The organism is Bradyrhizobium genosp. SA-4 str. CB756, assembly GCF_000473125.1.
GTDB classification, from domain to species: domain Bacteria; phylum Pseudomonadota; class Alphaproteobacteria; order Rhizobiales; family Xanthobacteraceae; genus Bradyrhizobium; species Bradyrhizobium arachidis.
Genome location: NZ_KI421499.1, coordinates 9,599,642 through 9,624,668 on the forward strand (window position 1 = coordinate 9,599,642; position 25,027 = coordinate 9,624,668).

The 25,027-nt window shown below is 64.6% G+C and carries 26 protein-coding genes and 1 tRNA gene; 17 read left to right on the forward strand and 10 right to left on the reverse strand.

From position 1 onward, the window contains the following. Positions 1–90 precede the first annotated feature (90 nt). From BRAGE_RS0146505 to BRAGE_RS52045, 3 genes are all read left to right on the forward strand, one after another. On the forward strand, positions 91–990 hold the full coding sequence (locus BRAGE_RS0146505; protein WP_027563866.1) for a LysR family transcriptional regulator: 900 nt from the start codon (positions 91–93) through the stop codon (positions 988–990). A gap of 196 nt (positions 991–1,186) precedes the next feature. Next, positions 1,187–1,864 carry a hypothetical protein gene (locus BRAGE_RS0146510; RefSeq protein WP_027563867.1) on the forward strand — a complete coding sequence of 226 codons (678 nt, stop codon included), beginning with the start codon at positions 1,187–1,189 and terminating at the stop codon, positions 1,862–1,864. Positions 1,865–2,081: 217 nt separating this feature from the next. Continuing rightward, the gene (locus BRAGE_RS52045) at positions 2,082–2,783 is read left to right on the forward strand and encodes a hypothetical protein (RefSeq protein ID WP_027563868.1); all 702 of its coding nucleotides are present in this window, start codon (positions 2,082–2,084) and stop codon (positions 2,781–2,783) included. A 287-nt stretch (positions 2,784–3,070) separates the two neighbouring features. On the opposite strand, the gene BRAGE_RS0146520 is transcribed toward BRAGE_RS52045, so the two are convergent. The 3 genes from BRAGE_RS0146520 to BRAGE_RS0146530 all read right to left on the reverse strand — a co-directional run bounded on the left by BRAGE_RS0146520 (position 3,071) and on the right by BRAGE_RS0146530 (position 5,399). After that, positions 3,071–3,145 (reverse strand) — tRNA-Val (locus BRAGE_RS0146520). Between the two features lie 157 nt (positions 3,146–3,302). Beyond that, the gene (locus BRAGE_RS0146525; RefSeq protein ID WP_027563869.1) at positions 3,303–4,595 is read right to left on the reverse strand and encodes a hypothetical protein; all 1,293 of its coding nucleotides are present in this window, start codon (positions 4,593–4,595) and stop codon (positions 3,303–3,305) included. A gap of 198 nt (positions 4,596–4,793) precedes the next feature. Beyond that, entirely contained in the window at positions 4,794–5,399 is a 606-nt protein-coding gene (locus BRAGE_RS0146530) for a DUF1134 domain-containing protein (RefSeq protein ID WP_027563870.1), read from the reverse strand. Positions 5,400–5,538: 139 nt separating this feature from the next. On the opposite strand from BRAGE_RS0146530, the gene BRAGE_RS0146535 reads away from it, so the two are divergent. After that, the gene (locus BRAGE_RS0146535; protein ID WP_027563871.1) at positions 5,539–6,024 is read left to right on the forward strand and encodes a YHS domain-containing (seleno)protein; all 486 of its coding nucleotides are present in this window, start codon (positions 5,539–5,541) and stop codon (positions 6,022–6,024) included. 9 nt (positions 6,025–6,033) lie between these two features. Here BRAGE_RS0146535 and BRAGE_RS0146540 read toward each other — a convergent pair whose 3' ends face one another. Next, positions 6,034–6,861 (reverse strand): 3'(2'),5'-bisphosphate nucleotidase CysQ family protein, encoded by an 828-nt coding sequence (locus tag BRAGE_RS0146540; RefSeq protein ID WP_027563872.1) that lies wholly within the window; start codon positions 6,859–6,861, stop codon positions 6,034–6,036. Positions 6,862–7,050: 189 nt separating this feature from the next. On the opposite strand from BRAGE_RS0146540, the gene chpT reads away from it, so the two are divergent. From chpT to BRAGE_RS0146575, 7 genes are all read left to right on the forward strand, one after another. Then, positions 7,051–7,704: a histidine phosphotransferase ChpT gene (chpT, locus tag BRAGE_RS0146545; protein ID WP_027563873.1), complete on the forward strand. Its 654-nt coding sequence runs from the start codon at positions 7,051–7,053 to the stop codon at positions 7,702–7,704. A 198-nt stretch (positions 7,705–7,902) separates the two neighbouring features. Beyond that, the gene (locus tag BRAGE_RS0146550) at positions 7,903–10,734 is read left to right on the forward strand and encodes a hybrid sensor histidine kinase/response regulator (RefSeq protein ID WP_028146530.1); all 2,832 of its coding nucleotides are present in this window, start codon (positions 7,903–7,905) and stop codon (positions 10,732–10,734) included. A 21-nt stretch (positions 10,735–10,755) separates the two neighbouring features. After that, positions 10,756–11,226: a chemotaxis protein CheW gene (locus BRAGE_RS0146555; protein WP_028146531.1), complete on the forward strand. Its 471-nt coding sequence runs from the start codon at positions 10,756–10,758 to the stop codon at positions 11,224–11,226. A 75-nt stretch (positions 11,227–11,301) separates the two neighbouring features. Further along, positions 11,302–11,667, forward strand: a complete 366-nt coding sequence (locus BRAGE_RS0146560; RefSeq protein WP_007600538.1) for a response regulator — start codon at positions 11,302–11,304, stop codon at positions 11,665–11,667. Between the two features lie 75 nt (positions 11,668–11,742). Further along, positions 11,743–12,942: a protein-glutamate methylesterase/protein-glutamine glutaminase gene (locus tag BRAGE_RS0146565; RefSeq protein ID WP_027562540.1), complete on the forward strand. Its 1,200-nt coding sequence runs from the start codon at positions 11,743–11,745 to the stop codon at positions 12,940–12,942. Beyond that, entirely contained in the window at positions 12,939–13,811 is an 873-nt protein-coding gene (locus BRAGE_RS0146570) for a CheR family methyltransferase (RefSeq protein WP_027562541.1), read from the forward strand. The genes BRAGE_RS0146565 and BRAGE_RS0146570 overlap by 4 nt, the downstream gene beginning before the upstream one ends. Before the next feature lie 264 nt (positions 13,812–14,075). Continuing rightward, positions 14,076–14,546, forward strand: a complete 471-nt coding sequence (locus BRAGE_RS0146575) for a hypothetical protein (protein ID WP_027562542.1) — start codon at positions 14,076–14,078, stop codon at positions 14,544–14,546. A gap of 56 nt (positions 14,547–14,602) precedes the next feature. Here BRAGE_RS0146575 and BRAGE_RS0146580 read toward each other — a convergent pair whose 3' ends face one another. The 5 genes from BRAGE_RS0146580 to ctrA form a co-directional block, all read right to left on the reverse strand. Then, a complete protein-coding gene (locus BRAGE_RS0146580; RefSeq protein ID WP_027562543.1) occupies positions 14,603–15,763 on the reverse strand; it encodes a glutathionylspermidine synthase family protein in 1,161 nt (386 codons plus the stop codon). A gap of 3 nt (positions 15,764–15,766) precedes the next feature. Then, positions 15,767–16,015 (reverse strand): hypothetical protein, encoded by a 249-nt coding sequence (locus BRAGE_RS0146585; protein ID WP_027562544.1) that lies wholly within the window; start codon positions 16,013–16,015, stop codon positions 15,767–15,769. Between the two features lie 64 nt (positions 16,016–16,079). Beyond that, a complete protein-coding gene (locus tag BRAGE_RS0146590; RefSeq protein WP_027562545.1) occupies positions 16,080–16,472 on the reverse strand; it encodes a hypothetical protein in 393 nt (130 codons plus the stop codon). 1 nt (position 16,473) lies between these two features. Beyond that, positions 16,474–16,878: a DUF350 domain-containing protein gene (locus BRAGE_RS0146595; protein WP_027562546.1), complete on the reverse strand. Its 405-nt coding sequence runs from the start codon at positions 16,876–16,878 to the stop codon at positions 16,474–16,476. Positions 16,879–17,049: 171 nt separating this feature from the next. Further along, complete coding sequence (gene ctrA / locus BRAGE_RS0146600; RefSeq protein WP_016848562.1) at positions 17,050–17,751, reverse strand: response regulator transcription factor CtrA; 702 nt, start codon at positions 17,749–17,751, stop codon at positions 17,050–17,052. A gap of 400 nt (positions 17,752–18,151) precedes the next feature. Here ctrA and fliI point away from each other — a divergent pair, with 400 nt between their 5' ends. From fliI to BRAGE_RS0146630, 6 genes are all read left to right on the forward strand, one after another. After that, complete coding sequence (gene fliI / locus BRAGE_RS0146605; RefSeq protein ID WP_027562547.1) at positions 18,152–19,477, forward strand: flagellar protein export ATPase FliI; 1,326 nt, start codon at positions 18,152–18,154, stop codon at positions 19,475–19,477. 121 nt (positions 19,478–19,598) lie between these two features. Continuing rightward, entirely contained in the window at positions 19,599–20,018 is a 420-nt protein-coding gene (fliJ, locus tag BRAGE_RS0146610; RefSeq protein WP_011084990.1) for a flagellar export protein FliJ, read from the forward strand. A 183-nt stretch (positions 20,019–20,201) separates the two neighbouring features. Further along, on the forward strand, positions 20,202–20,747 hold the full coding sequence (locus BRAGE_RS0146615) for a sigma-70 family RNA polymerase sigma factor (protein ID WP_027562548.1): 546 nt from the start codon (positions 20,202–20,204) through the stop codon (positions 20,745–20,747). Between the two features lie 37 nt (positions 20,748–20,784). After that, positions 20,785–21,837, forward strand: a complete 1,053-nt coding sequence (locus BRAGE_RS0146620) for an anti-sigma factor (protein ID WP_027562549.1) — start codon at positions 20,785–20,787, stop codon at positions 21,835–21,837. 166 nt (positions 21,838–22,003) lie between these two features. Further along, positions 22,004–22,963: a helix-turn-helix transcriptional regulator gene (locus tag BRAGE_RS0146625; protein ID WP_027562550.1), complete on the forward strand. Its 960-nt coding sequence runs from the start codon at positions 22,004–22,006 to the stop codon at positions 22,961–22,963. 117 nt (positions 22,964–23,080) lie between these two features. Continuing rightward, on the forward strand, positions 23,081–24,298 hold the full coding sequence (locus BRAGE_RS0146630; RefSeq protein WP_027562551.1) for an NAD(P)/FAD-dependent oxidoreductase: 1,218 nt from the start codon (positions 23,081–23,083) through the stop codon (positions 24,296–24,298). Positions 24,299–24,632: 334 nt separating this feature from the next. Here the strand turns inward: BRAGE_RS0146630 and BRAGE_RS0146635 are convergent, their stop codons facing one another. Then, positions 24,633–24,833: a hypothetical protein gene (locus BRAGE_RS0146635; protein WP_027562552.1), complete on the reverse strand. Its 201-nt coding sequence runs from the start codon at positions 24,831–24,833 to the stop codon at positions 24,633–24,635. Positions 24,834–25,027: the final 194 nt, after the last annotated feature.

The window sequence follows — 25,027 nt, forward strand, 5'->3', positions numbered from 1 at the left end:
GAGCTCCTGATGGCTGCTCCGAACCTAGGGCCTTCGCCGATCCCCGATTAGATGATAGATTTCGAATGCGCTTATTAGGAGTGCTAATCAATGCATCGGGACGACGCGAGCGACCTTGTTGCGTTCCTCGCCGTGGCGCGGGAGCGCAACTTCACGCGCGCCGCTGCGAAGCTCGGCATGACGCAGTCTGCGCTGAGCCAGATTATCCGCAATCTGGAAGAGCGGCTGGGTGTCCGGCTGCTCAATCGCACGACGCGAAGCGTCACGCCGACCCAGGCCGGCGAGCGGCTGTTCCAGAGCATCGGCCCCAAGTTCACCGAGATGGACAGCGACCTTGCTGCACTCAGCGAGTTTCGCGAAAAGCCTGCAGGAACTATCCGGCTGACGGCGACGGAATATGCCGCCAGCGAAATCCTGCTGCCGGCGCTGGGAAGGCTCCTGCCGAAATACCCCGACATCCATGTCGAGATCATCGTCGATTACGGCCTCACTAATATCGTCGCACAGCAGGTCGATGCCGGCATCCGTCCGGGCGAGCTCGTCGCCAAGGACATGATCGCCGTGCGTGTCAGCCCCGATCTCAGGATGGCGGTGGTCGGATCGCCTTCCTACTTCGCCGAGCGCAAGCGGCCGAAGACGCCGCAGGATCTGACCCAGCACAATTGCCTCAATCTGTGCCTGCCGACGCATGGCGGCAGCCTCTATGCGTGGGAGTTTGAAAAGAACGGGCGGGAGCTCAACGTGCGGGTCGAGGGCCAGCTGGTGTTCAACAGCGCAGGGCTTTTGTTGGAGGGGGCGCTGAAGGGATTGGGCCTCGCCTATCTCACCGAGGGACACGTGCAGCCTTATTTGTCCCAGGGTCGTCTCGCCCGCGTGCTCTCGGATTGGTGTCCGCCGTTCTCGGGATACCATCTCTACTATGCCAGCCGGCGCCAGCCTTCTCCGGCGTTCTCATTGCTGGTGGAGGCGCTGCGATACCGCGGCAAGTAGAACCGCGCGGCCGGCTCGTCCGCGTCTTGCGTCTCTCCGATGCTGCGTTCCACCGGTTGCTTTGAGGATTGCGCGGCAAAGCGCGCTATCGACAGGGGCGACCGCATTCGCCTAAAGCATGGGGCATGCGTTTCCGCTGTCTTGTCCTGATATCGATGGTTTCCACTATGTCCGCGCAACAAAGCCCGATGGTTGGATGAGACGGTTTCTGTCGGGAGCGTTGCCGTTCTATGCGCTGGCTGGATTGGCCATGTGCATGTACCTTGTCCTGTACAAGACTGAGCTCTTCGACTTGAACGCCGTCGTCCAGGGCGCGACCGGTTCATGGTGGTTTCCGGTCTTCATGTTCGGCTGCGTGCTGCTGGAGTCGGTCTTCCCGTATTTCGGCTATTTTCCCGGCACCGCCCTGATCCTGATGTCCGCGGCGCTCAATCCCAAGCCTGCCGATGTCTCCGTTTTCATCATGGCGTGGCTGGCCATCATCGTGGGCGCAGTCTTGAGTTACGGACAGGCGCGCTTTTTCAGACCGTTTCTGCAGCGGGTCGCCTCGAAAGCGGCCCTGAGCCGATGCGAGTCCCTGTTCGACGCCTACGGTCCCTACGCGCGCGTCGCCTTGTTCGTTCATCCCAACGCTTCTGCAATGTATTTCACCGCACTCGGCCTGCTCGGCCGCAACCTGACGCGAGAGCTCGCCTATCTCTGCGCGGGCGCAGCGGCCGCCGTGGGCATTCTGTTCGTCATCGTGACGAGGTTAGTGTCGTCCGTCGGCGCGACAGACGACGGGCAATTGCAGGTGCTGCTGGCGGCAGGCCTGGTCGCCATCGGTACGCTCGTCGGGCTGTACACGGCCTGGAGGCCGGAGCGGGTGGGTTGAGGCTTGGGGGCGTGCGTGCCAATCGGCGCGGTCTCTCCCCTCGCTCCGTCATTGCGAGCGTAGCGAAGCAATCCAGAGCCTTTCCGCAGAAGGATTCCCAGCGCCCGCATGACACGCTTTTCAACCTTCAGCCTATGCTTGCGTAATAGTCAATCTCAAGTGAGATTCGTCTTCTTCTCCGACGGTGCATTGCCCGAAATTAATCTGGAGAGAAGTCATGACTGTCACGTCGAGCATTGAGGAGCTGGTCGTCCCGCTCAGGAACGCGTTGCTCTATCCGATACTGTTCTTCGTCGTCCTTTTCGTCGTGTTTCACGTCTATGTCTATGTCGCCAGGCCGGGCGCGCGGTTTTTGAAAAAGGTCGATTACGCGTGGCTTGCGCTTGCTGCTCTCTCCATCGTTAGCGCAGCTTCGGACCAGCGTCGTATGCTCGCTCAAAGTGCCGCGCTGACGGGCGCGAACTGGTTCACCTCGGAAGCAGTCGTGCCGGTGCAGAACGTGCACTTCATGAGGAAACTGATCTGCGAGACGCCCTGGAACGTCGACGACAAAGGACGTGCCGAGATTGCGTCCGAATGCAGCTGGTACTCGAATTTGGAAAAGAGCTGGTCGGAGCTCGATCAGATATTGCAAGACAAGAATCTGCCGGCGGTCGAGCGTGCGACCAAGGCTGCGCACCAAATCCAAAAAATAAACGTGACTCCCGACGTGCAGGCAAGATGGGCCTCCGACGCTGCCGACCTGACCAGTCGCGTTGCGAACGCAAAGCAATCGGCTACTCAATATCTGACGATCGTGGGATCAATCGAAAGAAGCACGGGCGAACTGATCCTGATTTATTTCCTGCCGTATCTCGTCGGTGCTGCCGTTGCCTTGCGATTTGCCAAGACGACGGGCGAATTACGCTTGAACCCCTAGAGAACCTCTCGCATGTGAAGCGCGCGCTCGCGGAGCAATCCGATCGTCAGCCCATGGCATGGCGCTAGACCTTGCCTGCGATCGTCCGACGGACGTCTTCGGATCATGCCATCATGCCCCTGTTTTGCCCGACGGGTCAATCAGAATTCGGAAAATACGTAGCTAATTGATCCGGCTGACGCCGGCTACTGTGCATGGGGTTGTTTTCGAGATTTTTGACGAGGCGGCCCAAAAGACCACCATGCGCCGATGGTCGTCCGCAACAGATAGGGGTTCAGGAGGATGGATGGTGGGCGCACAAGGGATCGAACCTTGGACCTCTCCCGTGTGAAGGGAACGCTCTCCCGCTGAGCTATGCGCCCGGGACCATCATGCAGGCGGCCGGACTTTCGGCCGGCCGGTGCATTGGAGCCCGCGATTTAGAAGTGCGGGCCGAAGGTGTCAAGTTTCGAGGTGCCTTGCGGGGCGAAAACCTTGGCCGATCGCGTAATCCGGCCGCAAGGCCCGGTTTCGGCCCGCTTACGCGCCCTGCTGGCGGGCGCGGGAGGCGTGGGCCTGCAGCGCCCGGATGCGTTCAGCGAGTGTTCCACCGCCCTCGGGCAGGCTCGGCGTGCCGTTGGTCGCGGCGTCGTTGGCCGGGCGCGGCGCCGGCTTCGGCGGCTGGCCGGCTTCGGCCGCGAGCAGGGCCTCGATCGGCGAGTTCGGGCCTTCGAGCTGCATCGCGAGCTTGGCCACCTCGGCGGCGATGTCGTTGATGCGCTCGCGCAAGAGCGCGTTCTCCATCCGCTCGGTCGCCCAGGAGCTTTCCGCCTGCTGCTGGATCGCGTTGATGTCGCGCTGGAGTTTGCCGCGCTCGTCGCGCGCGGTGCGGAGCTGCTCCTCCAGCGTGGTCTTTTCCGCGCGCAGCGATTCGAATGCGGCCGACGACTTGCCGCCGCTCAAGGCCGCGATCTCGACGCGCAGCTCCTTGACGGTGCGCTCGGAGGTCTCATTGGCCTGACGGAGCTGGTTGTTCTCGTAGTCGCGCTCGGCCAGCAGCTTGCCTTGCGTGGCGAGGCGTCCTTCGAGGTCGGCGACGCGGCCCGATAGCATCTCGGCTTCCTTGACCTGCACGAGGAGCTGGCGGTCGAGCTCGTTGACGCGCTGGCTCAGATTCTCGACCCGGCCGCGGGCATCGCCGAGCTCGCGCGAGGCGGTCTCGGACTCGTTGCGCTCCTGCGCGAGGCGCGCTTGCGTGGCGGCGAATTCCTTCTCGGCATCGCCGACGCGGTTCTTGAGCTCTTCGATCTGGGCGCGCACCGCGACCAGCTCGACCTGACGGCTCTCCGCCATCATCGACCGGTCGGACAGCTCGGAATTGATTTTGGCGAGCTCGCCCTGCTTGTCGGTCAGCGCCTGCTCGGCGGAACGCAGGGATTCGGTCTTGGCGTTGAATTCCTCTTCGGTCGCCCGAAGCTGCTCCTTCACCGCCTTCTCGCGCGCCTCGAGCGCGAAGATCGTGGCGTTCTTTTCGCCGAGCTCGATCTTCATGCGGTTGATGGCGTCGCTCTTCTTGCCGAGCTCGGCGAGCTGGCTCGTGGTCTTGTTCTTGAGCTGCTCGACGCTCATCTCGAGCCTGCGCGCCGACATGGCGAACTCGGCGCGGAGCTGGTCCTTGTCGGCCTGGATCTCGGCCATCGACAGCGGGGTGGCCGCCTCGAGCCGGCGCGTGGTCAGGCGCACCGCGCGGTTATGCACCAGCGGCACGATGGCCAGCCCGCACAGCATCGAAAGCAGGAAACCGATCGCCAGGTACATGATCGGTTCGACCATGGGCCAGAACTCCGAGCGCTAAGGAAAAATTTACCAACGACAATGCATGGCGGGCCGGCAAAAAGCCAGCCCCGCCCTGTCGTTAACGTGAATCCGGAACTTGTCTGGGGAGGGGGACCGGGAGCATGATCCGGAAAAGTGCGTAGCGGTTTTCCGGAAAGATCATGCTCAAACAAGAATCTAAAGCGCGGTCGCGCTTTAGAACGGGTTCCAGGTCGCGCGCGGCGTGTACTTCAAATAGCCGATATTGGCGCCCAGCCGCAGGCCGAGGCCGGAGCGGATCGGCACCAGCACGATGTTGTTGGAAGTAAGCGCCGTCATGCCGAAGCCGCCGATGATATAGGCCGAGCCGTCGATGCCGGCGAAGCGCTGGTAGATCGCGTTGGTGGCGGGCAGGTTGTAGACCAGCGTCATGGTGCGCGCGCCGTCGCCGCCCCAGTCGAAGCCGAGCGAGGGACCCTGCCAGTAGACGCGGAGGTCGCCGGCGTTCTTGGTGTAGAGCGTGCCTTCGCCGTAGCGCAGGCCCGCGACGAAGGCGCCGGAGCCTTCCTCGCCCAGGATATAGCCGTTGGGCAGGCCCCATTGGCTGACCGCCTTCTCGATGATCGAGGCGAGCCCGCGCGAGACGTTGCCGAAGAAGCGATGGCCGGCGGTCACCAGCTCGTCCGGCCCATAGGTGTTGGGCGTCGGGCTCCGCTGCGGCGGCGGCAGGTTGGGCGGCGGCGCCTGCTGGGCGGAAGCCGGCACGATCCAGCCCACCATCGCGGCAAGCGCGAGTGCAGCAAGGCGTGATGCGAAAGTCATAAAAGAACCCCTGCTATCGAATCCGATCGCTTCCTTAACCTGACGCCAACAGGCACGGCTCTAGGTTGCGCCGGATGTCCCCTCGACTCGGATGTTATCCGCAGCAACTATGACGGCACAACGGCAGGAAGATAGCCCTTTGCGCCCCGGAATTGCCTTGATCGGGCTCGCGATCTGGCTTCTGGCGGGCATTTGGCTCGCCTGCCTGGAGTTGCCGGCCCAGGCGGCCACCACCGAGCGGATCGTGGTCAACCGCTTCTCGGGCGTCGCCATCGAGGGTTTCGACCCCGTCGGTTATTTCGTCGACGGCACCGCCCAGCAGGGGACGGCGGAGTTCGAGGCGAACCTGTGGGGGGCGGTCTGGCGTTTCCGCAACGAGGGCAACCGGGCCTCCTTCCTGGCTCATCCCGAGATCTATGGTCCGCAATTCGGCGGCTATGACCCCGCCGACATCGCCCGCGGCGTCACCGTCCCCGGCAATCCCCGCTTCTTCGTGATCGCGGCGCAGCGGCTCTATCTGTTCAGCCTGGAAGCCAATCGCGACGCCTTCGCCGCCGATCCGGAACGCTTCCTCTATGAGGTCGGCAAGCGCTGGCCGGCGCTCCAGGACAAACTTAGCCAGTAACAAGCTCAGTCAGTAGCAGCCTACCGCCTGCGGGTCGCCCCAGGCGATGAAGTCCGGGATGATGAAGCCGGTATCGCCGCGCTGGCCGAAAAGGAGCGCGCCGCCCTTGCCGTCGGTGACCTTGCCACCGGCGGCGGTCACGACCGCGCAGCCGGCCCCGACGTCCCATTCGCAGGTCGGCCCGAAGCGGGGATAGATGTCGGCGCTGCCCTCCGCGATCCGGCCGAACTTCACCGCCGAGCCACAGGTCTTTCTCACGGCGTTGGGCCGGCTAGCGATGAACGTCTCGCTCTGGGGATCGCCATGCGAGCGGCTCACCGCGGCAACCCACGGCTCGCCCGGCTTCGGCAGCTTACGGGTTCGGATCGGCTCGGCAGCCTTGATGGTCGCGCCGTCAAACCTCACGCGCTCGGCGCCACGGCCGACGATGCCGCGCCAGAGCAGCCCCAGCGCGGGCGCGCTGACGATGCCGAGCAGGGGCACGCCGTGAGTGACCAGGGCGAGGTTGACCGTGAATTCGTCGCGGCCGGCGACGAACTCCTTGGTGCCGTCGAGCGGATCGATCAGGAAGAAACTGCCCTGAAACGGCGGCGAGGCGAGCTGGGTCCGCTCCTCCGAGAGCGTGGGAACGTCGCCCGCGAGCTGCGCCAGTCCGTCGGCGATGATGTGGTCGGCGGCAAGGTCCGCTTCGGTCACCGGCGAGCCGTCCTGCTTGCCGTCGACCCGCATTGCCCCACGGTTGACGGCCAGGATCGCCTCGCCCGCCTTCACCACCAGCGCGGTGAGCGGCTCCATCAATCGGGCTGCGGCCTCGGCGTCGATGATGCTCACCTGCATGCCTCATTCATCGGCAAATCTCACCCCTCTTCACCTGATTCGCCCGCAGCCCTTTATGGCCGCTTCGAACCTATCGCAAGCTAGCTGCCACAGGCTGGCGAATGTTAGAACCCGCAGCATCCGTCAAGCATGCGTGATTCGCGGCGTCCAGCGCCGTGCAATTCCAGGAACCCGCCAGGACCCCTTTATATGTCTGACGCCTCGTCGCCCGCGACCGCTACTGCTCCCGATATGCTCGAACTCGCAGCTCTCCTGTGCTCGCGGGTCTGCCACGATCTCATCAGCCCCGTCGGCGCCATCGTCAACGGGCTCGAAGTGCTCGACGACGATCCCAGGCCGGAAGACCGCGAATTCGCGCTCGACCTGATTCGCAAAAGCGCCAAGACTGCCTCCGCCCGGCTCCAGTTCTGCCGCCTCGCCTTCGGCGCGGCCGGCTCGTCCGGCGCGCAGATCGACCTCGGCGACGCCCAGACCATGGCGCGCGGCCATATCGAGGACGGCAAGTGCGCGATCACGTGGAATCTGCCGCGGCTTTTGCTGCCGAAGAATCGCGTCAAGCTGCTGCTCAACATGCTGGTCGTCGCCCAGCACACGATCCCGCGCGGCGGCATGCTGACGGTCGATCCGATCGGCGAGGGCGAAACGATGAGCTTCCGCATCACCGCGACCGGACATAATGCGCGCCTGCCGCAGAACATCTCCGAGCTGCTCAGCGGCGAACGGGGCCCTGCCGCGGATGCGCACGCGATCCAGCCTTATTATACACGCCTGCTCGCAGAGGCCTGTGGGCTCACCGTGAAGCTCGCGCCGGAAGGCGAAGCCATCATCGTTACCGCTTCGTAAACGCGCCCGCCGCGGCCCGAATCGTTAATCCAATCTTTACGAGGCGCTTCGGCTTGTCCGGAGCGCCTTATCTCTTTGTTGGTTCCGTTCTTTTGCACATACTCAACCATTATTAAACGCTTTGCGGTGAAGCTGGCCTCATTCCGAAATGGCGCATCACGCCTCGTGCGCGCCCTCCCTGTATGAAGGCCTGTTTTCATGGATGATCTGTTGCGGGAGTTTTTGACGGAGACCAGCGAGAGCCTGGACACCGTCGACAATCAGCTGGTGAAGTTCGAGCAGGAGCCGAACAACGCCAAGATTCTGGATAACATCTTCCGCCTCGTCCACACCATCAAGGGCACCTGCGGCTTCCTNGGCCTGCCGCGGCTCGAAGCGCTGGCCCATGCCGGCGAGACCNTGATGGGCAAATTCCGNGACGGCATGCCGGTGACCGGCCAGGCCGTGACCGTGATCCTGTCCTCGATCGACCGCATCAAGGAGATTCTGGCCGGCCTCGAGGCAACCGAGGCCGAGCCGGAGGGCAACGACCGCGATCTCATCGACAAGCTGGAAGCGATGGTCGAGCAGGGCATGGCGGCCATGTCCGGCTCGGCGCAGCCGATGCCGAGCGGCGCTGCGGCTCCTGTTGCTGAAGCCCCCCCGCTGGTGCCGGAAGCACCCGCTGCCGCTGCGCCTGCTCCCGCGCCCGCCAAAGAGATGACCACGGGCACGCTGATCGACCAGACCCTGGAGCGCCCGCTGCGTCCGGGCGAAGTCTCGCTCGACGAGCTCGAGCGCGCCTTCCGCGAGACCGCGATCGAAGCGCCGGCCCCCGCGCCCGTTGCCAAGGCGGAGCCGGCTGCTGAAGCCCCCGCGCCTGTCGCCAAGGAAGCAGCGAAGGAAGCCAAGGAAACTGCAAAGCCCGCCAAGGAAAAGGCCGCGCCGAAGAAGTCGATGGCCGACGAGAGTGCCGGCGAGGGCGACCGCATCGCCAACCAGTCGATCCGCGTCAACGTGGACACGCTGGAGCACCTGATGACCATGGTCTCCGAGCTGGTCTTGACCCGCAACCAGCTCTTGGAGATCTCAAGGCGCAACGAGGACACCGAGTTCAAGGTGCCGCTGCAGCGCCTCTCCAACGTCACCGCCGAGCTGCAGGANGGCGTCATGAAGACGCGCATGCAGCCGATCGGCAATGCCTGGCAGAAGCTGCCCCGCATCGTCCGCGACCTCTCCAGCGAACTCGGCAAGCAGATCGAANTGGAGATGCACGGCGCCGACACCGAGCTCGACCGCCAGGTGCTCGACCTGATCAAGGACCCGCTCACCCACATGGTGCGCAACTCCGCCGATCACGGTCTTGAGACCCCCGCCGAGCGCTTGGCGAGCGGCAAGGGCGAGCAGGGCACCATTCGCCTCTCCGCCTATCACGAGGGCGGCCACATCATCATCTGCATCGCCGACAACGGCCGCGGTCTCAACACCGAGAAGATCAAGGCCAAGGCGCTCTCCTCCGGTCTCGTCACCGAGGCCGAGCTCGAGAAGATGAGCGAAGCGCAGATCCACAAGTTCATCTTCGCGCCCGGCTTCTCGACCGCGGCTGCCATCACCTCGGTCTCGGGCCGCGGCGTCGGCATGGACGTGGTNCGCACCAATATCGACCAGATCGGCGGCACCATCGACATCAAGTCGGTGGCCGGTGAAGGCTCCTCCGTCACCATCAAGATCCCGCTGACCCTCGCCATCGTCTCNGCGCTGATCGTNGAAGCCGCCGGTGACCGCTTTGCCATTCCGCAGCTCTCGGTGGTCGAGCTGGTGCGCGCCCGCGCCAACTCCGAGCACCGCATCGAGCGCATCAAGGACACCGCGGTCCTCAGGTTGCGCAACAAGCTGCTGCCGCTGATCCACCTCAAGAAGCTGCTCAAGATCGACGACGGCGCGGCCTCCGATCCCGAGAACGGCTTCATCGTGGTCACCCAGGTCGGCAGCCAGACGTTTGGCATCGTCGTCGACGGCGTCTTCCACACGGAAGAGATCGTCGTGAAGCCGATGTCGACCAAGCTGCGTCACATCGACATGTTCTCCGGCAACACCATCCTGGGCGATGGCGCCGTGATCATGATCATCGACCCCAACGGCATTGCGAAAGCGCTCGGCGCCGCCGGCTCCTCGGCCCATGACATGGCCGACGAGAACGGCGCGCATCACATCGGAAGTGGCGAGCAGACCACCTCGCTCCTCGTCTTCCGCGCCGGCTCGTCGCAGCCCAAGGCGGTCCCGCTTGGGCTCGTCACGCGCCTCGAAGAGCTGCCCGCCGACAAGATCGAGTTCTCGAACGGCCGCTACATGGTGCAGTACCGCGAGCAGCTGATGCCGCTGGTGGCCATGGAGAGCGTCACCATCGCCAGCCAGGGCGCCCAGCCGATCCTGGTGTTCGCCGATGACGGCCGCTCCATGGGCCTCGTCGTCGACGAGATCATCGACATCGTCGAGGAACGGCTCAACATCGAGGTCGGCGGCTCCTCCTCCGGCATTCTCGGCTCGGCCGTGATCAAGGGCCAGGCCACCGAAGTGATCGACGTCGGCCATTTCCTCCCCATGGCGTTCGCCGACTGGTTCACCCGCAAGGAGATGAAGCCGTCGATGCATTCGCAGTCGGTGCTGCTGGTCGACGACTCCGCCTTCTTCCGCAACATGCTGGCGCCCGTCCTGAAAGCCGCGGGCTACCGCGTCCGCACCGCGCCGACCGCGCAGGAAGGCCTCGCCGCGCTGCGCGCGCAAAGCTTCGACGTGATCCTGACCGACATCGAGATGCCGGACATGAACGGGTTCGAGTTCGCGGAAGTGATCCGCTCCGACAACAACCTTGCGGCAACGCCGATCATCGGCCTGTCGGCGTTGGTGTCGCCGGCGGCGATCGAGCGCGGCCGTCAGGCCGGCTTCCACGACTATGTCGCCAAGTTCGACCGTCCCGGCCTGATCGCGGCGCTGAAGGAGCAGACCGCGGGCGCGGCCGGCGCCTCCGAGCTGAGCCGGGCCGCGGCCTAAGACGGGACGAGGAGAGACGATATGAGCAAGAAGACGCAAGTTGGCGAAGGCGCCATGGTCGAATACGTCACCGCGATGATCGGCGGCCAGCTGTTCGGCCTGCCGATCTCCCGCGTCCAGGACGTGTTCATGCCCGAGCGCGTCACCCGTGTGCCCCTGGCCTCGCGCGAGATCGCCGGCGTGTTGAACCTGCGCGGCCGCATCGTCACCGTGATCGACATGCGCGCCCGGCTCGGCCTGCGCAAGGCCGAGGACGGCAAGGCGCCGATGGCGGTCGGCGTTGACCTCCGCGGTGAATCCTATGGCCTCCTGATCGACCAGATCGGCGAGGTGCTGCGCCTGCCCGAGGCCGGCATGGAAGAGAACCCCGTCAACCTCGACCCCCGCATGGCCAAGCTCGCCGGCGGCGTCCACCGTCTCGACGGCCAGCTCATGGTCGTCCTCGACGTCGACCGCGTGCTCGAGCTCGCGCCCGAGATGATGGCGGCCTGATACGGCAGCAAGCGCCGCCGACGGACTTGCAATTGGAAGTGCCCCCCGCGAAGGGGGGAGGAAGCAGAGGTTCACATGCGAACTTGTCTCGTCGTTGATGATTCCAGCGTCATCCGCAAGGTTGCGCGCCGGATCCTGGAGGGACTCGACTTCCAGATCCTCGAAGCCGAGGACGGTGAGAAGGCGCTGGAGGCCTGCAAGCGCGGACTTCCCGACGCGGTGCTGCTCGACTGGAACATGCCCGTGATGGACGGCTACGAATTCCTCGGCCATCTCAGGCGCATGCCGGGCGGCGACCAGCCCAAGGTGGTGTTTTGCACCACCGAGAACGACGTCGCACATATCGCGCGTGCGCTGCACGCCGGTGCCAACGAGTACATTATGAAGCCGTTTGACAAGGACATCGTGACGGCGAAATTCCAGGAAGTCGGACTTATCTGAGCGAACTCCCGGAGGCTGAACGGATCCTTCGGCGATTGTTTTCAACTGAACCGTTTCAGTCTGAGTTGGTGAGTAATGAGTGTTGCGTTCGCAGGTAATTCGACCACGGGTCCCTCGCGCGAAGCCGGGCCGCTGCGGGTGATGGTCGTCGATGACTCCGTCGTCATCCGCGGTCTGATCTCGCGCTGGATCGGTGCCGAGCACGACATGGAGGTCGCAGCCTCGTTGCGCACCGGGCTCGAGGCGGTCAACCAGCTCGAACGCATCAACCCAGATGTTGCCGTGCTCGACATCGAAATGCCCGAGCTCGACGGTCTGTCGGCGCTGCCGCGGCTGCTGGCGAAGAAGCGCGACCTCGTCATCATCATGGCTTCGACCCTGACCCGCCGTAATGCGGAGATCAGCTTCAAGGCGCTGTCGCTCGGCGCGGCCGATTACATTCCGAAGCCGGAATCGACGCGCGAGGCGCAGGCCGCGGACATCTTTCATCACGACCTGATCCAGAAGATCCGTCACCTCGGCGCGCGGCTGCGCCGCAAGCCCGCGGTTGCGAGCCCGCCGCTGGCGCCCGCGAGCCCGGCTCCGGCCGCACGCGGACCGGCCGTCGCGAGGCCTGCTGCGCCGGCACCGGCGCCGGCCGTGCATGCGCCGTCGTCAGCCGCGTTGTCGACCCGTCCGTTCTCGACCCAGGTCCCGAAGGTGCTGCTGATCGGCTCCTCGACCGGCGGTCCGCAGGCGCTGATGGCGCTCGTCACCGAGCTCGGCCCGGTGATCGATCGCTTCCCCGTGCTGATCACCCAGCACATGCCTCCGACCTTCACCACCATTCTCGCCGAGCATCTGGCGCGTTCGAGCCGCCGGCCGGCAGCCGAGGCGGTCGATGGCGAGCCGGTGAAGCCGGGACGGATTTATCTTGCGCCCGGCGGCAAGCACATGCGCGTCGCCCGCAGCGGCGCGGACGTCGCGATCGCGCTCGACGATGGTCCCGCGGTCAATTTCTGCAAGCCCGCGGTCGATCCGCTGTTCACCTCCGCCATCGACATCTGGCACGGCAACATTCTCTCCGTGATCCTGACGGGCATGGGCTCGGACGGCATGCGCGGCGGCAAGGACATCGTCGCGGCCGGCGGCAGCGTGATCGCTCAGGACGAAGCCTCCAGCGTGGTCTGGGGCATGCCGGGCGCGGCGGCCAATGCCGGCATCTGCGCGGCGATCCTGCCGCTCAACCAGATCGGCGCCAAGGTCAATCGCCTGTTCGCGGGAGACCGCTCGTGACGCCCGCAGATTACGATTATCTGCGCAAGTTCCTGAAAGAGCGCTCCGGTCTCGATCTCTCCGCCGACAAGCAGTATCTGGTCGAGAGCCGCTTGCTGCCGCTCGCGCGCAAGGCAAGTCTTCCTGGCATTCCCGATCTCGTGCTTAAGATCCGGAACGGCGACGGCCGGCTTGCGACCGACGTGGTCGAAGCGATGACCACCAACGAGACCTTCTTCTACCGCGACAAGATCCCGTTCGATCATCTGCGCGAAACCATCCTGCCGGGCCTGATCCGGGCGCGCGCGGCGCGCAAGTCTTTGCGCATCTGGTCGGCGGCGTCCTCGACGGGGCAGGAGCCCTATTCGATCGCGATGTGCGTGAAGGAGATGGGCGCAGCTCTTGCCGGCTGGCGCATCGAGATCGTCGCCACTGACCTCTCGCAGGAGGTGCTGGAGAAATCCAAGGCCGGCGTCTACAGCCAGTTCGAGGTGCAACGCGGCCTGCCGATCCAGCACCTGATGAAGTACTTCACGCAGACCGGCGAGCTCTGGCAGCTCAACGCCGATATCCGCGCCATGGTGCAGTTTCGCCAGCTCAACCTGTTGCAGGATTTCTCCCATCTCGGCACGTTCGACGTGATCTTCTGCCGCAACGTGCTGATCTATTTCGATCAGGATACCAAGGCTGTGATCTTCGAGCGGATGGCGAAGGGATTGGAAGCCGACGGCACGCTGCTGCTTGGCGCTGCCGAATCCGTCGTCGGTATCACCGATGCGTTCCGTCCCATCACCGAGCGCCGCGGTCTCTATCAGCTCAATCCCGCACGCTCCGGCCGTCCGATGGGCGGATTGATGCCGCAGCCGCTGAAGGTTGCCGCGGCGAGGTGATTTGCCGCACGGCGCGGCGATCGGAGTGAGCGACGTTGTTGCGGATGACCGGCAGCACCTGCCGGTCTCTCCATTGCGCGCGGCGCTTCACCAGCAATTGAGCAGCGCAGATTACTCGGCTACCGCGCAGCAGAGCGCGCGCCGTGATGCGACGCGATCGCGGCCCTCATCAGCATCTGGCGGTTGTGCTATGGTCCCGGTCGTCCCGCCCGACCGAGGCGGGAATTCGTTCAAGATCATGACCTGTTTTGAGGAGGACATACCATGCGAATGTCTTGTGCCTCTTATTTCCTGTTGGCGGCGCTCTCGTTGCCCGCGACGGCTTTTGCTGGCGAGCAGGTGCTCGAATTCAAGCTCGTCACCAAGCCGATGGACGTCAAGGTCACCGAAGTCGCGAATGTCGAAGGTCAGACAGTCATGTCCGGCAAGATGTTCGGCGTTGCCTTCTTCAAGGACGGCCGTATTGCCGTGAAGGACTTCGTCAATTCCTCCGACTTGCTCAAGGGCTCAGGACCGATATTCGGTTACAGCACCTACACCTTCGACGACGGCTCCTCGATCACGGCGCGCTACGCCGGCGCGGTCAAGGACGGAAAGGCAAAGGGCGAATACACGATTTTGTCGGGCACCGGCACGTACGCAAATGCGACGGGCACGGGCGGCTTCGAGAGCGTGCAAAGTGGGTTCAAGGGCGCCGGCCTCTACGACGGAAGATTTATCGTCAAGACCCCCTAAGCCGGCACGAACCTTAGCGCTCGCGCGCCTTTGCCGGTGAGGCGCGCGAGCGCATTTCACAAGATCGCATGCGGCAGAAACCGCGAGCGGTTGCCGGTGATCGGGCTCTCGTCCTCGCGGATCGACAGGCCGCACGGCTCGTGGTTCACCAGCCAGCTTCCGACCACCGGATAGTTGCCTGAGAAATTCGGCAGCGGCGATAGCGCCTGCCGCACGAAACCTTCTGCGCCGTAGGGGCCGGCCTGCTCGTCAAGCGATACGCCGCCGGAGACCAGCGTGACATTGGCGCCTTCGCGCGACAGCAGCGGCTTGCGCACATAGGATGTTCCGAGCTCAGCGGCACGCGGATCGTCCTCGAAGAAGGCCGACAGCAGATTGGGATGGTTCGGAAACATCTCCCAGAGCAGCGGCAAGATGCCCTTGTTGGAGAGCACGGCCTTCCACGGTGGCTCGATCCAGCGCGTCGGCGCGTCCTTGAGTTTGGCGCCGAAGGCGTCCTGGAACATCCACTCCCAGGGATAGAGCTTGAAGACAAGCGCCATGTCACGATCGTCGAGATCGACGAAGCCGCCGGCTTCATCGCGCCAGCCGATCTCCTCGATGTCGAGCAGCGTGGTCGAGAGGCCCGCCTGACGTGCGGTGTCTTCGAGATAAGCGAGCGTGCCGGCGTCTTCCTCGCTGTCGGTCGTGCCGGTGAGATGCAGATGCCGGCGGTCGCCGATCGCCTTCCACGCTTCGATCAGGCGCTCATGGATGGAGTTGAACTGATCGGCGCGCGCCGGAATGATGCGGCGTTCGATGGCCTGTTCGAGCCAGGTCCATTGAAACACCGCGGCCTCGAAGATCGATGTCGGGGTATCCGCGTTGTATTCGAGCAGCTTCGGCGGGCCGTCGCCGTCGAACTTCAGATCGAGCCGGCCATAGAGGCTGCGGTCGTCGCGCTCCCAGCTCTCGGCGATCAAATTCCAGAACGCCTCCGGAATCTTCAGGCGCCGCAAGTAACGGTCGTCGCCGATCACGCGGCCGGCAAGCTCGAGGCACATCGCGTCGATCTCGCCGGTCGGCGTCTCGATGCCGCGCTCGATCTCGTCGAGCGTGAAGCCGTAATAGGCGCGCTCGTCCCAATAGCGCTCGCCGTCGATGGTATGGAAGGCGAAGCCGCATTGCTCGGCGGTCTCTTGCCAGTCATCGCGCTCGGGACAGACGATGCGTTGCATGGATCAACCGCCGTGGCCGCCATGGCCATGACCGCCATGGCCATGTCCGTGCCCGCCATGCCCACCGTGCATGCGATGCAGCGTGCTGCCGAAGCCGCCATAGCTCGGCCGGCAATAGGGCTTGCCGTCGATGCCGGGAACGGCTTCGAGTCCGGGGCCACATGGCTGTTCGCGCTTGGTAAATCCCATCGAGACGGCACCTACTGCGGCACTTCCCATCATCGTCAGCATGACCCTTCGCGAGCGCTTCATGTTGCATCCTCCCGCGCGACTTAAAGCAGAGCGGCGCGCGGCGTTGAATTCAAAACCTCGCGCTTCAGCCGCCGCCCGAAAAACCATGGCCGAACGAGCCGAAGCCGCCGCGGCTCACGCTACTGGAGCCAGAGTCTGACGACGATCCCGACGAGGAATGGCTCGAGGAGTCGCTGCTGAAGAAGCTCGATCGCGACGACCAGCGCGAGCCGCCGCTGCCGCCTGACGAACTGCTGCTGCTGGTGCTGCACGTCATGGTCGTCTGCCCCGGCACGGCTCCGGGCGAGGGCTCGCAGGTCTGGTGCGGCATCAGCGTGTAGGCGGTGGTGCCGACCGCGATCGTGCCCATCACCAGCAGCGCGACATGGCCGGAGCGCTTCACCGGCGGCTGCGGAGGCGGCGGCTCAGCGGGCGGCCGGCGCTTGCCGAAATCCTTTTTGGTGGGTTTGTCCGCCATCTCAGTAGATCATGCAGGCGGCGTTCAGGAGGCCAGCGGCGAGCGAGGACAGCCCGAGCCAGATCGCGGGCGCAAGCTCACCGGCGGCGATCCGCGCCGACAGGTTCGGCACCGGCACCTTGACGAGAAACAGCACGATGATCTGCACGATCAGCGCGATGATCGCCCAGACCATGCAGTCCAGAACATTGGCCGAATGCGCGATCGCGCTGATCAGCGGCGCGACGAAGCCGAGCAGGCTGAGGCCGAGCGCGATCGCCGCGGCCGGCTCGTTGTCGCGGATCAGCTGGAACTCATTGTGCGGGGTGATGCGGGTGTAGACGAACAGATAGGCCACGATGGCGATCAGGCCGGTGCAGAAATAGACCAAGAAGGCGGGCAGGCCGGCGAGTGATTGCAGGATCATCGTTCCCCCATCATGCAGCGACCATTCGTCGGCGGCGGGAGGATAGCGGTTCAATGCCGGGGGAGCGACGAAGCGGCTCTCCTGTCCCCAAAAAACAAAACCCCGCCATTTGCGGCGGGGTCCAGGCTGGGAGGAGCGAGCCCCGATGGGCCCGCGACGTAAACTTAGGGATCAGGCCGGGATGCGCTCGTCGGCCTCGTGCGGCTCGCGCAGCACGTAGCCGCGGCCCCACACGGTCTCGATGAAGTTGCGGCCTTCGGAGGCGTTGGCGAGCTTCTTGCGGAGCTTGCAGATGAAGACGTCGATGATCTTCAGCTCGGGCTCGTCCATGCCGCCATAGAGATGGTTGAGGAACATTTCCTTGGTGAGGGTCGTGCCCTTGCGGAGCGAGAGCAGCTCCAGCATCTGATATTCCTTGCCGGTCAGATGCACGCGCTGGCCGCCGACTTCCACCGTCTTGGTGTCGAGGTTGACGACGAGGTCGCCGGTCTGGATGACCGACTGGGCGTGACCCTTGGAGCGGCGCACGATCGCGTGGATGCGGGCCACCAGCTCGTCCTTGTGGAAGGGCTTGGTCATGTAGTCGTCGGCGCCGACGCCGAGACCCTTGACCTTGTCCTCGATGCCGGCGAGGCCGGAGAGGATCAGAATCGGTGTCTTGATCTTGGAGACCCGCAGCTGCTTGAGCACGTCGTAACCGGACATGTCGGGCAGGTTGAGGTCGAGGAGAATAATGTCGTAATCGTATAACTTACCGAGATCGACGCCTTCTTCCCCCAAATCGGTCGTGTAGACGTTGAAGCTCTCAGACTTCAGCATCAGCTCGATCGACTGCGCGACGGCGCTGTCATCTTCAATCAGCAAAACGCGCATGCCAGTTCCCCATAGTCGCCGCTCCTGGGCGTCAGGTCGGCCGCATTCGCGGCACTCAACAAAACGCCTTTGAACAACTGATTCGGATCCTGACAACAGATGGTTAACAAATCCTGATTCTGGAACGCAAGTCCCCCCGGTGCAATTTTTCTCGAATCGCCCTAAGGTGTTGCGCGAGAAGCAGCTTTCGTCACCCGATCCCGTTCAAGCTCCACTTTAAGAGACGGCGCTAACCGACTCCCGCGACTCAGCCTTCTTCTGAAGGGGAGTCACGCTCAGTCACAAAGACAGTGACGCAATGATTAATGATGCGGGTAAACACGAAGTTAAGCGCCGTTCAGAAATATGGCGAAACTTAAGGTTTCCACGGTGAGGGCCAAATCATGAAGGCGCACACCTGATGAAGGCTCTTGCCGAACAGATCGGTGACATCGACGGCGTCAACATTTATGGCCGCGTCGTCGGCGTGCGCGGCCTGATGGTCGAGGTCGCCGGACCCATTCATGCGATGTCGGTCGGCGCGCGGCTCGTGATCGAGACCGGCGCCAATCGCTCCATTCCCTGCGAGGTGATCGGCTTCTCCGGCAACAACGCTGTCGTGATGCCGTTCGCGGGACTCGATGGCGTGCGCCGCGGCTGCAAGGCGGTGATCGCCAATGCCGCAAATCAAGTGCGGCCGTCGTCGGCCTGGCTCGGCCGCGTCGTCAATGCGCTGGGCGAGCCGATCGACGGCAAGGGGCCGCTGCCGCAAGGTTCCTCGCCGATGCCGTACCGCAATTCGCCGCCGCCGGCGCATTCGCGCAAACGCGTCGGCAGCCCGCTCGATCTCGGCGTGCGCGCGATGAACACCTTCCTTACCTGCTGCCGCGGCCAGCGCATGGGCATCTTCGCCGGCTCCGGCGTCGGCAAATCGGTGCTGCTCTCGATGCTCGCACGCAACGTCGATGCCGCGGTCAGCGTCATCGGGCTGATCGGCGAGCGAGGCCGCGAGGTGCAGGAGTTCTTGCAGGACGATCTCGGCGAGGAGGGCCTCGCGCGCTCCGTCGTCGTGGTCGCGACCTCCGACGAGCCGGCGCTGATGCGGCGACAGGCGGCGTATCTGACCCTCGCGGTCGCCGAATATTTCCGCGATGAGGACAAGGATGTCCTCTGCCTGATGGACTCGGTGACGCGCTTTGCCATGGCGCAGCGCGAGATCGGCCTCTCCGCCGGCGAGCCGCCGACCGCCAAGGGCTACACGCCGACCGTCTTCACCGAGCTGCCGAAGCTGCTGGAACGGGCCGGACCGGGCCTCGGCGAGGGTGCCATCACCGCGATCTTCACGGTGCTGGTCGACGGCGACGACCATAACGAGCCGATTGCGGACGCGGTGCGCGGCATCCTCGACGGCCATATCGTGATGCAGCGCTCGATCGCCGAGCGCGGCCGCTACCCCGCGATCAACATCCTCAAATCCGTCTCCCGCACCATGCCGAAATCGGCCGACCCGCAGTTCTGGCCGACCATCCAGCGGGCGCGGCAGGTGATGGCGACCTATGCCGACATGGAGGAGTTGATCCGGCTCGGCGCCTACCGCGCCGGCTCCAGCCCCGAGGTCGACGAGGCGATCCGCCTGCACGAGCCGCTGGAGGCCTTCCTGCGCCAGCGCAAGGACGAAAATGCATCACTGGCCGACGGCTATCGCCAGTTGGCACAGATCCTCGGGAATTTGGAAACGGAACGCTAACTTTGTCGCGTCATCATCCGACCCCACAGAGTAGTAGAGCCGGTCTTGGCCCAAATTGGGCCTGTGGGGAGACCGGTGTTGTCCCACGCGCAGCTAGGGGACTTCTGGGGAGTACGAGTCGATGAAGTCACGAGATACCCTCATCCGCCTGAAGAAGTTTCAGGTCGACGAGAAGCGCCGCCGGGTCACCCAGATCGAGACCATGATCGCCGACTTCCAGCGGATGTCGGTCGATCTCGAACGCGAGATCCAGACCGAGCAGGAGCGCGCCGGGATCAACGATCCCTCGCATTTCGCCTACCCGACCTATGCCAAGGCCGCGATCCAGCGCCGCGAGAACCTGACCCGCTCGGCCGACGAGCTCAAGGGCCAGCTCGACGAAGCCAAGGCCGCGCTGGCCGAAGCCTTCGAGGAGCTGAAGAAGGTCGAGCTGCTCGACGAGCGCGACCAGGCCCGCGAACGCGCCGAGGAGAACGCCCGCGAGCAGGCCGACCTCGACAGCATCGGCCTGATGCGCGCCCGAATCGGGGCCGTCGCCTAAAGGCGCCAGCGCAAACCTGCCGAGAAATTCGCGAAACCCGGACCGCAAGGTCCGGGTTTTTGCGTTTGCTGTCCACAGTGTGGCGCCGCGCCCCCTTGGTGGTCGGCTTTGCCGCGCGCTATGGTAGCGGAGTGCCAGGGCCTGCGCGAAAAGTGGCGGAGCCGTGCGCGTTTGGGGGACTGAATGCTGACGCCAGCAGAGCTGGTCGGGCTGATCGAGGCGGTGGCAAAGGGCGACCAGGCCGCGTTCGAGCGTCTCTACGCCGCCACGCGGGCGAAACTTTATGGCGTCGTGCTCCGTATCTTGCGCCGACAGGATCTCGCAGAGGAGGTCATTCAGGAGACCTACGTCAAGATCTGGAACGGTGCCGCCCAGTTCAATCCGGCCTTGTCGTCGCCGATCACGTGGATGGCGTCGATCGCGCGCAACCGCGCCATCGACATCGTCCGCAAGAAGTCCGAAGTCTCCATCGAGGAAGAGCCTCAGGCGATGGAGGTTGCGGCCGACAGTCCCGATCCGCTGGCGCGGCGGGAGATGACCGAGGAGTTGAAGCGGCTTTTGGAATGCGTCGGCCGGCTCGAGCCGGATCGTCAGAGGCTCGTCCTTCTCGCCTATTACAACGGCTGGAGCCGCGAGCAGCTGGCGGAGAAGTTCGCCGCGCCCGTCAACACGGTGAAGACGTGGCTGCGGCGCAGCATGTTGGATATCCGGGAGTGCCTCGGATTATGAGATCTTGCACTCTGAGGTTGGGTCTGGACTGCAATTGATGGCCTACACTGAGGACCATATCGCGCTCGCTGCGGAATATGCGCTCGGTACGCTCGATGCCGAGGAGCGCGCGCAGGTCGAGACCATGATGGCGGTGGACAGGGCGTTCGCCGACATCGTGCAGGCCTGGTCTTACCGGCTCGGCGTGCTCAACCAGATGGTCGGCAATATCGAGCCGCGTCCGATCGTGTGGGAGAACATCAGGTCCGAGATCGCGCGCACGGCGCTTGCGCAGGAGCCGCCGGCCCCGTCCGCAGTCGTGCCGCCGCCGCCACCTCCGCCGGTCGAAACCGCGCCGCCGGACTTGCCGTCGGAGCAGACGCCGGAGCCAGAGCCGCAGCCTGCCGAGGCAGAGCAGCCCGAGACGATGCGGACTTCACCTGATGCGATTGGCGACATCGCGCCGGTCTTCATGCCGCAGGTCCACGCGCCCGATCCCGACGTCGTGCGCGTGCAGCAGGTGCCGATCGTCGACGACACGAACGTGATTTATCTCGAGGGTCGCGTGAAGCGCTGGCGCGGCATCGCGTCCGCCGTCGGTGCGCTTGCGGCCGCGCTGCTGGTGACGCTGTCACTCCAGATCTTCCGGCCCGACGCGCTGCCGGGTGCGTTGCGTCCCGCACCGCGCATCCAGACCGTGGAGGTGAAGACGCCGGCAGCGCCGCTCGCCGCCTCTGCGCAATATGTGGCGCTGTTGCAGGGCCAGGGCGGCGGCCCGGCCTTCATTCTCACCATCGACGGCGCGACGCGGAATTTCACGGTGCGCAAGGTCGGCGCGACGCCGGAGCCCGGGAAGAGTTTCGAGCTCTGGCTGATCTCCGACAAGCTGCCGCGCCCGCGCTCGCTCGGCGTGATCAGCTCTGGCGATTTCACGGCGCGTCCGGTGCTCGGCTCCTATGATGCCGACGTCGTCAGCGGCGCCACCTACGCCGTCACCGTCGAGCAGGCCGGCGGCTCGCCGACGGGACAGCCGACCTCCGCGCCGGTGTTTTCCGGCAAGCTGATCGAGACCGTGCCGCCGTCCCAGCCGCAGGCCCCCGCGAAGAAGTAAGCGACTGAGCTGGTTCCTGTCGCCACGGTCCATCCCGCCGTCGCATTCCGACAAATCTCGCCAAATCCGGCCCCGATTTGAACCTCCCCGCAATTCTGGGCGTCAAATGCCCGGAATTTGCAGTCGGCGTCGCCGATCATGATGCCGGAGAGGGGCAGGAAATCAGATGGATGCAGCAAGGACGCCGGGCATCTTCGTCCACCAATATTCAGGACTGCCGCACGGTCCGGCCTTCGAGCATTGGCGCGAGCGGGCCTTCGGTCCCTGCGGCCTCGATATCGGGCCGAGCCACGGCGACAGCATCGATTGCCGGCTCCAGATCAGCGTGGTCGACAATATCGCGCTCGCCATTCCCGAAGGTGCCTCCGCGCAATACACGCGCTCGCAGAGCCATCTTGCCGACGGCAGCAACGACCTCGTGCTGATATCGGCCCATGCGGGCCTCGTCCGGGTTGGGCAGAACGGCCATACCGTCGAGCTTGCGCCGGCGCAGATGGTGCTGGTCGACATGAGCGTCACCGGCACCGTCGGCCACACCGACGAGGACCGCTTCACCACCATCCGCATGCCGCGCCGCGCGCTGCTCGACATCAATCCGCGCGCGGAGGAGAAGCTGTCGCAAGTGCTCTCCGATGGTGCGGTGGCCGAGACCATCTTCCGCTATCACGCGCTTGCCGCCCATCACGCGCCGCATCTCGACGCCGTCGGCCAGCGCCTGACCGCGCAGCACATGGTCGATCTCGTTGGCCTCTTGCTCGGCACCGATGCCGAGCATGCAAGCCTTGCCCGCGGGCGCGGACATGCCGCGGCGCGTCTCGATCTCATGCGCGCCGACGTGATGGCCGCGCTCGGCCGCAACGATCTCTGCCTGTCCGAGATCGCAACGCGCTCGGGGCTTAGCCCGCGCCAGGCGCAACGCCTGTTCGAGCAGGCCGGCACCACCTTCACCGAGTTCGTGCTGGAGCAGCGCCTGTTGCAGGCGCGCAAGCTGCTCGGCGATCCTCGCGCCAGGGCGCGCAAGATCAGCGACATCGCGCACTCCTCGGGCTTCTCCGATCTGTCCTATTTCAACCGCGCCTTCCGCAAGCGCTTTGGCGCGACGCCGTCGGAATTGCGCGAGGCCTGAGCCACGTTTTTGTGCAGCGGGCGCGGTGCTGCCGCAGTTGGTCGGCCGGGGCGAATGCGCTATATCTGCCTGTGCGGGCAGACCGTAGGAATCCTTGGGAAAGCGTAGTAGGCGGAGATGGCGCGTATCGTCGTGCTCGGCGCCGGGTTTGCAGGCCTGTGGGCGGCCATCGGTGCTGCGCGCATGCGCGAGGAGATCGATGCTGTCAGCGACATCGAGATCCGCCTCATTGACCGCAATCCCTATCACAACATCCGCGTGCGCAATTACGAGGCCGATCTTTCCGAGGTCGCCATCCCGCTGCCGCAACTGCTCGATCCGATCGGCGTCAGTCACGGCATCGGTGAGGTCGAGACCATCGATCCGGCACGGCGTGAGATTTCGCTGGTCACCGACCGCGGCGATGAGACGCTGAGATACGACCGCCTGGTGCTGGCGCTCGGCAGCGAGGTGATGCGGCCCGACATTCCGGGCCTCGCCGAGCATGCGTTCGACGTCGATACCTATGCTGCGGCGCTCAATCTCGAGGAGCATCTCGCCTCGCTCGGACACAGCGCGCCGTCGCCGGGTCGCTCGACGGTCGTGGTGGTCGGCGCCGGCTTCACCGGCATCGAGGTCGCGGCCGAGATGCCGGACCGGCTGGCGCGAGCGGGTATCACCGGCAGTCGCCGTATCATCCTGGTCGATTCCAATCCGACTGTCGGCGCCACCATCGGAGCGCATGCGCGTCCCGTCATTGAGACCGCGCTGGCCTCGCTCGAGGTCGAGACGCGGCTCGGCGTGCGTGTCGCATCGGTCGAGGCCGCCGGCATGCACCTGAGCTCGGGCGAGTTCATCCCGACGCAGACGGTGATCTGGTGCGCCGGGATGCGTGCAAGCCGTCTCGCGGCGAGCTTTCCGGACGCGCGCGACCGCCTCGGGCGCCTCCTGGTCGATCCCTTCATGCGGGTTGCGGATGTCGGCGGCGTGTTCGCGGCCGGCGATGTCGCCTCCAGCGTCGTCGATGGCTTGCATCCGACCGTGATGTCCTGCCAGTTCGCACGGCCGATGGGCCGTTTCGCCGGCCACAATATCGTGGCCGATCTTGCGGGCCGGCCGATGCTGCCGCTGCGGATCGACTGGTACGTGACCGTGCTCGATCTCGGCGGCTGGGGCGCGCTCTACACCGAGGGCTGGGACCGGGAGGTGCAGACGACAGGTGCAGCAGCGAAGGCGACCAAGAAGACCATCAACTGCAAGCGGATCTATCCGCCGCTCTCGGGCAGCAAGGACGAGCTGTTCGCAGCCGCTGCGCCGACGGTGCAGGCGCCGCCGCCGACCTACGGGGCGCGGTAGTTGGGGCTACGCCCAAGCCTCAACTCACCGTCATCGCCCGCCTTGTGCGCAATTGCGCACTGGGGCGGGCGATCCAGTATTCCAGAGACTTTGCTTGAGCCGAGAAGCCACGGCGTACTGGATTCCCCGCTTTCGCGGGGAATGACAGCCGAGTTTGTGGAGGAGCATCCGCGCTTCATTCGCAACGTAAACAGGACCCAGACATGAGAAAGCGCCCGTGGGGGGCGGGCGCTTTCTGTAGTCGACTTGGGGTTGGGGTCGTCTACATATCCACGCGGTGACTTTGGGGGGCTGGTAAAGAGCCGCGTGAATTCAAAAAACTCGTCAGATCTCCTTATCGAACGAGGGATGCGTTCGAGCTGGTGATAACGACCGGCTTGCCGGCCTTGATGACGCGGGCCGTCTGGGTCAGACCTTCATCAGAACCCGAGCGTGCCGTGATGCCGAGGCCTGCCACCGCGATCCCTGCGACGAGGGCCATGACCACAATCTTCAAGTGGGTCGAGCGATCGGCGCTGTAGATCGAGTGGTTCATGGAAGCCTCCTGCCGCCATCTACCCGAAGTAGTCGCCGGCCGTTTAAGGCAGGTTCATGCTTCCGGTGCCCAACAACGTAGTATTGGTGGGATTCGTTCCCAAGAGGCCATCACAAGAGCGTGAAAGGACGTGAAAGATCGCGATCAAAAACGACGCAGGATCGTTCGATTATATAATTATTTCAAAGATGTAA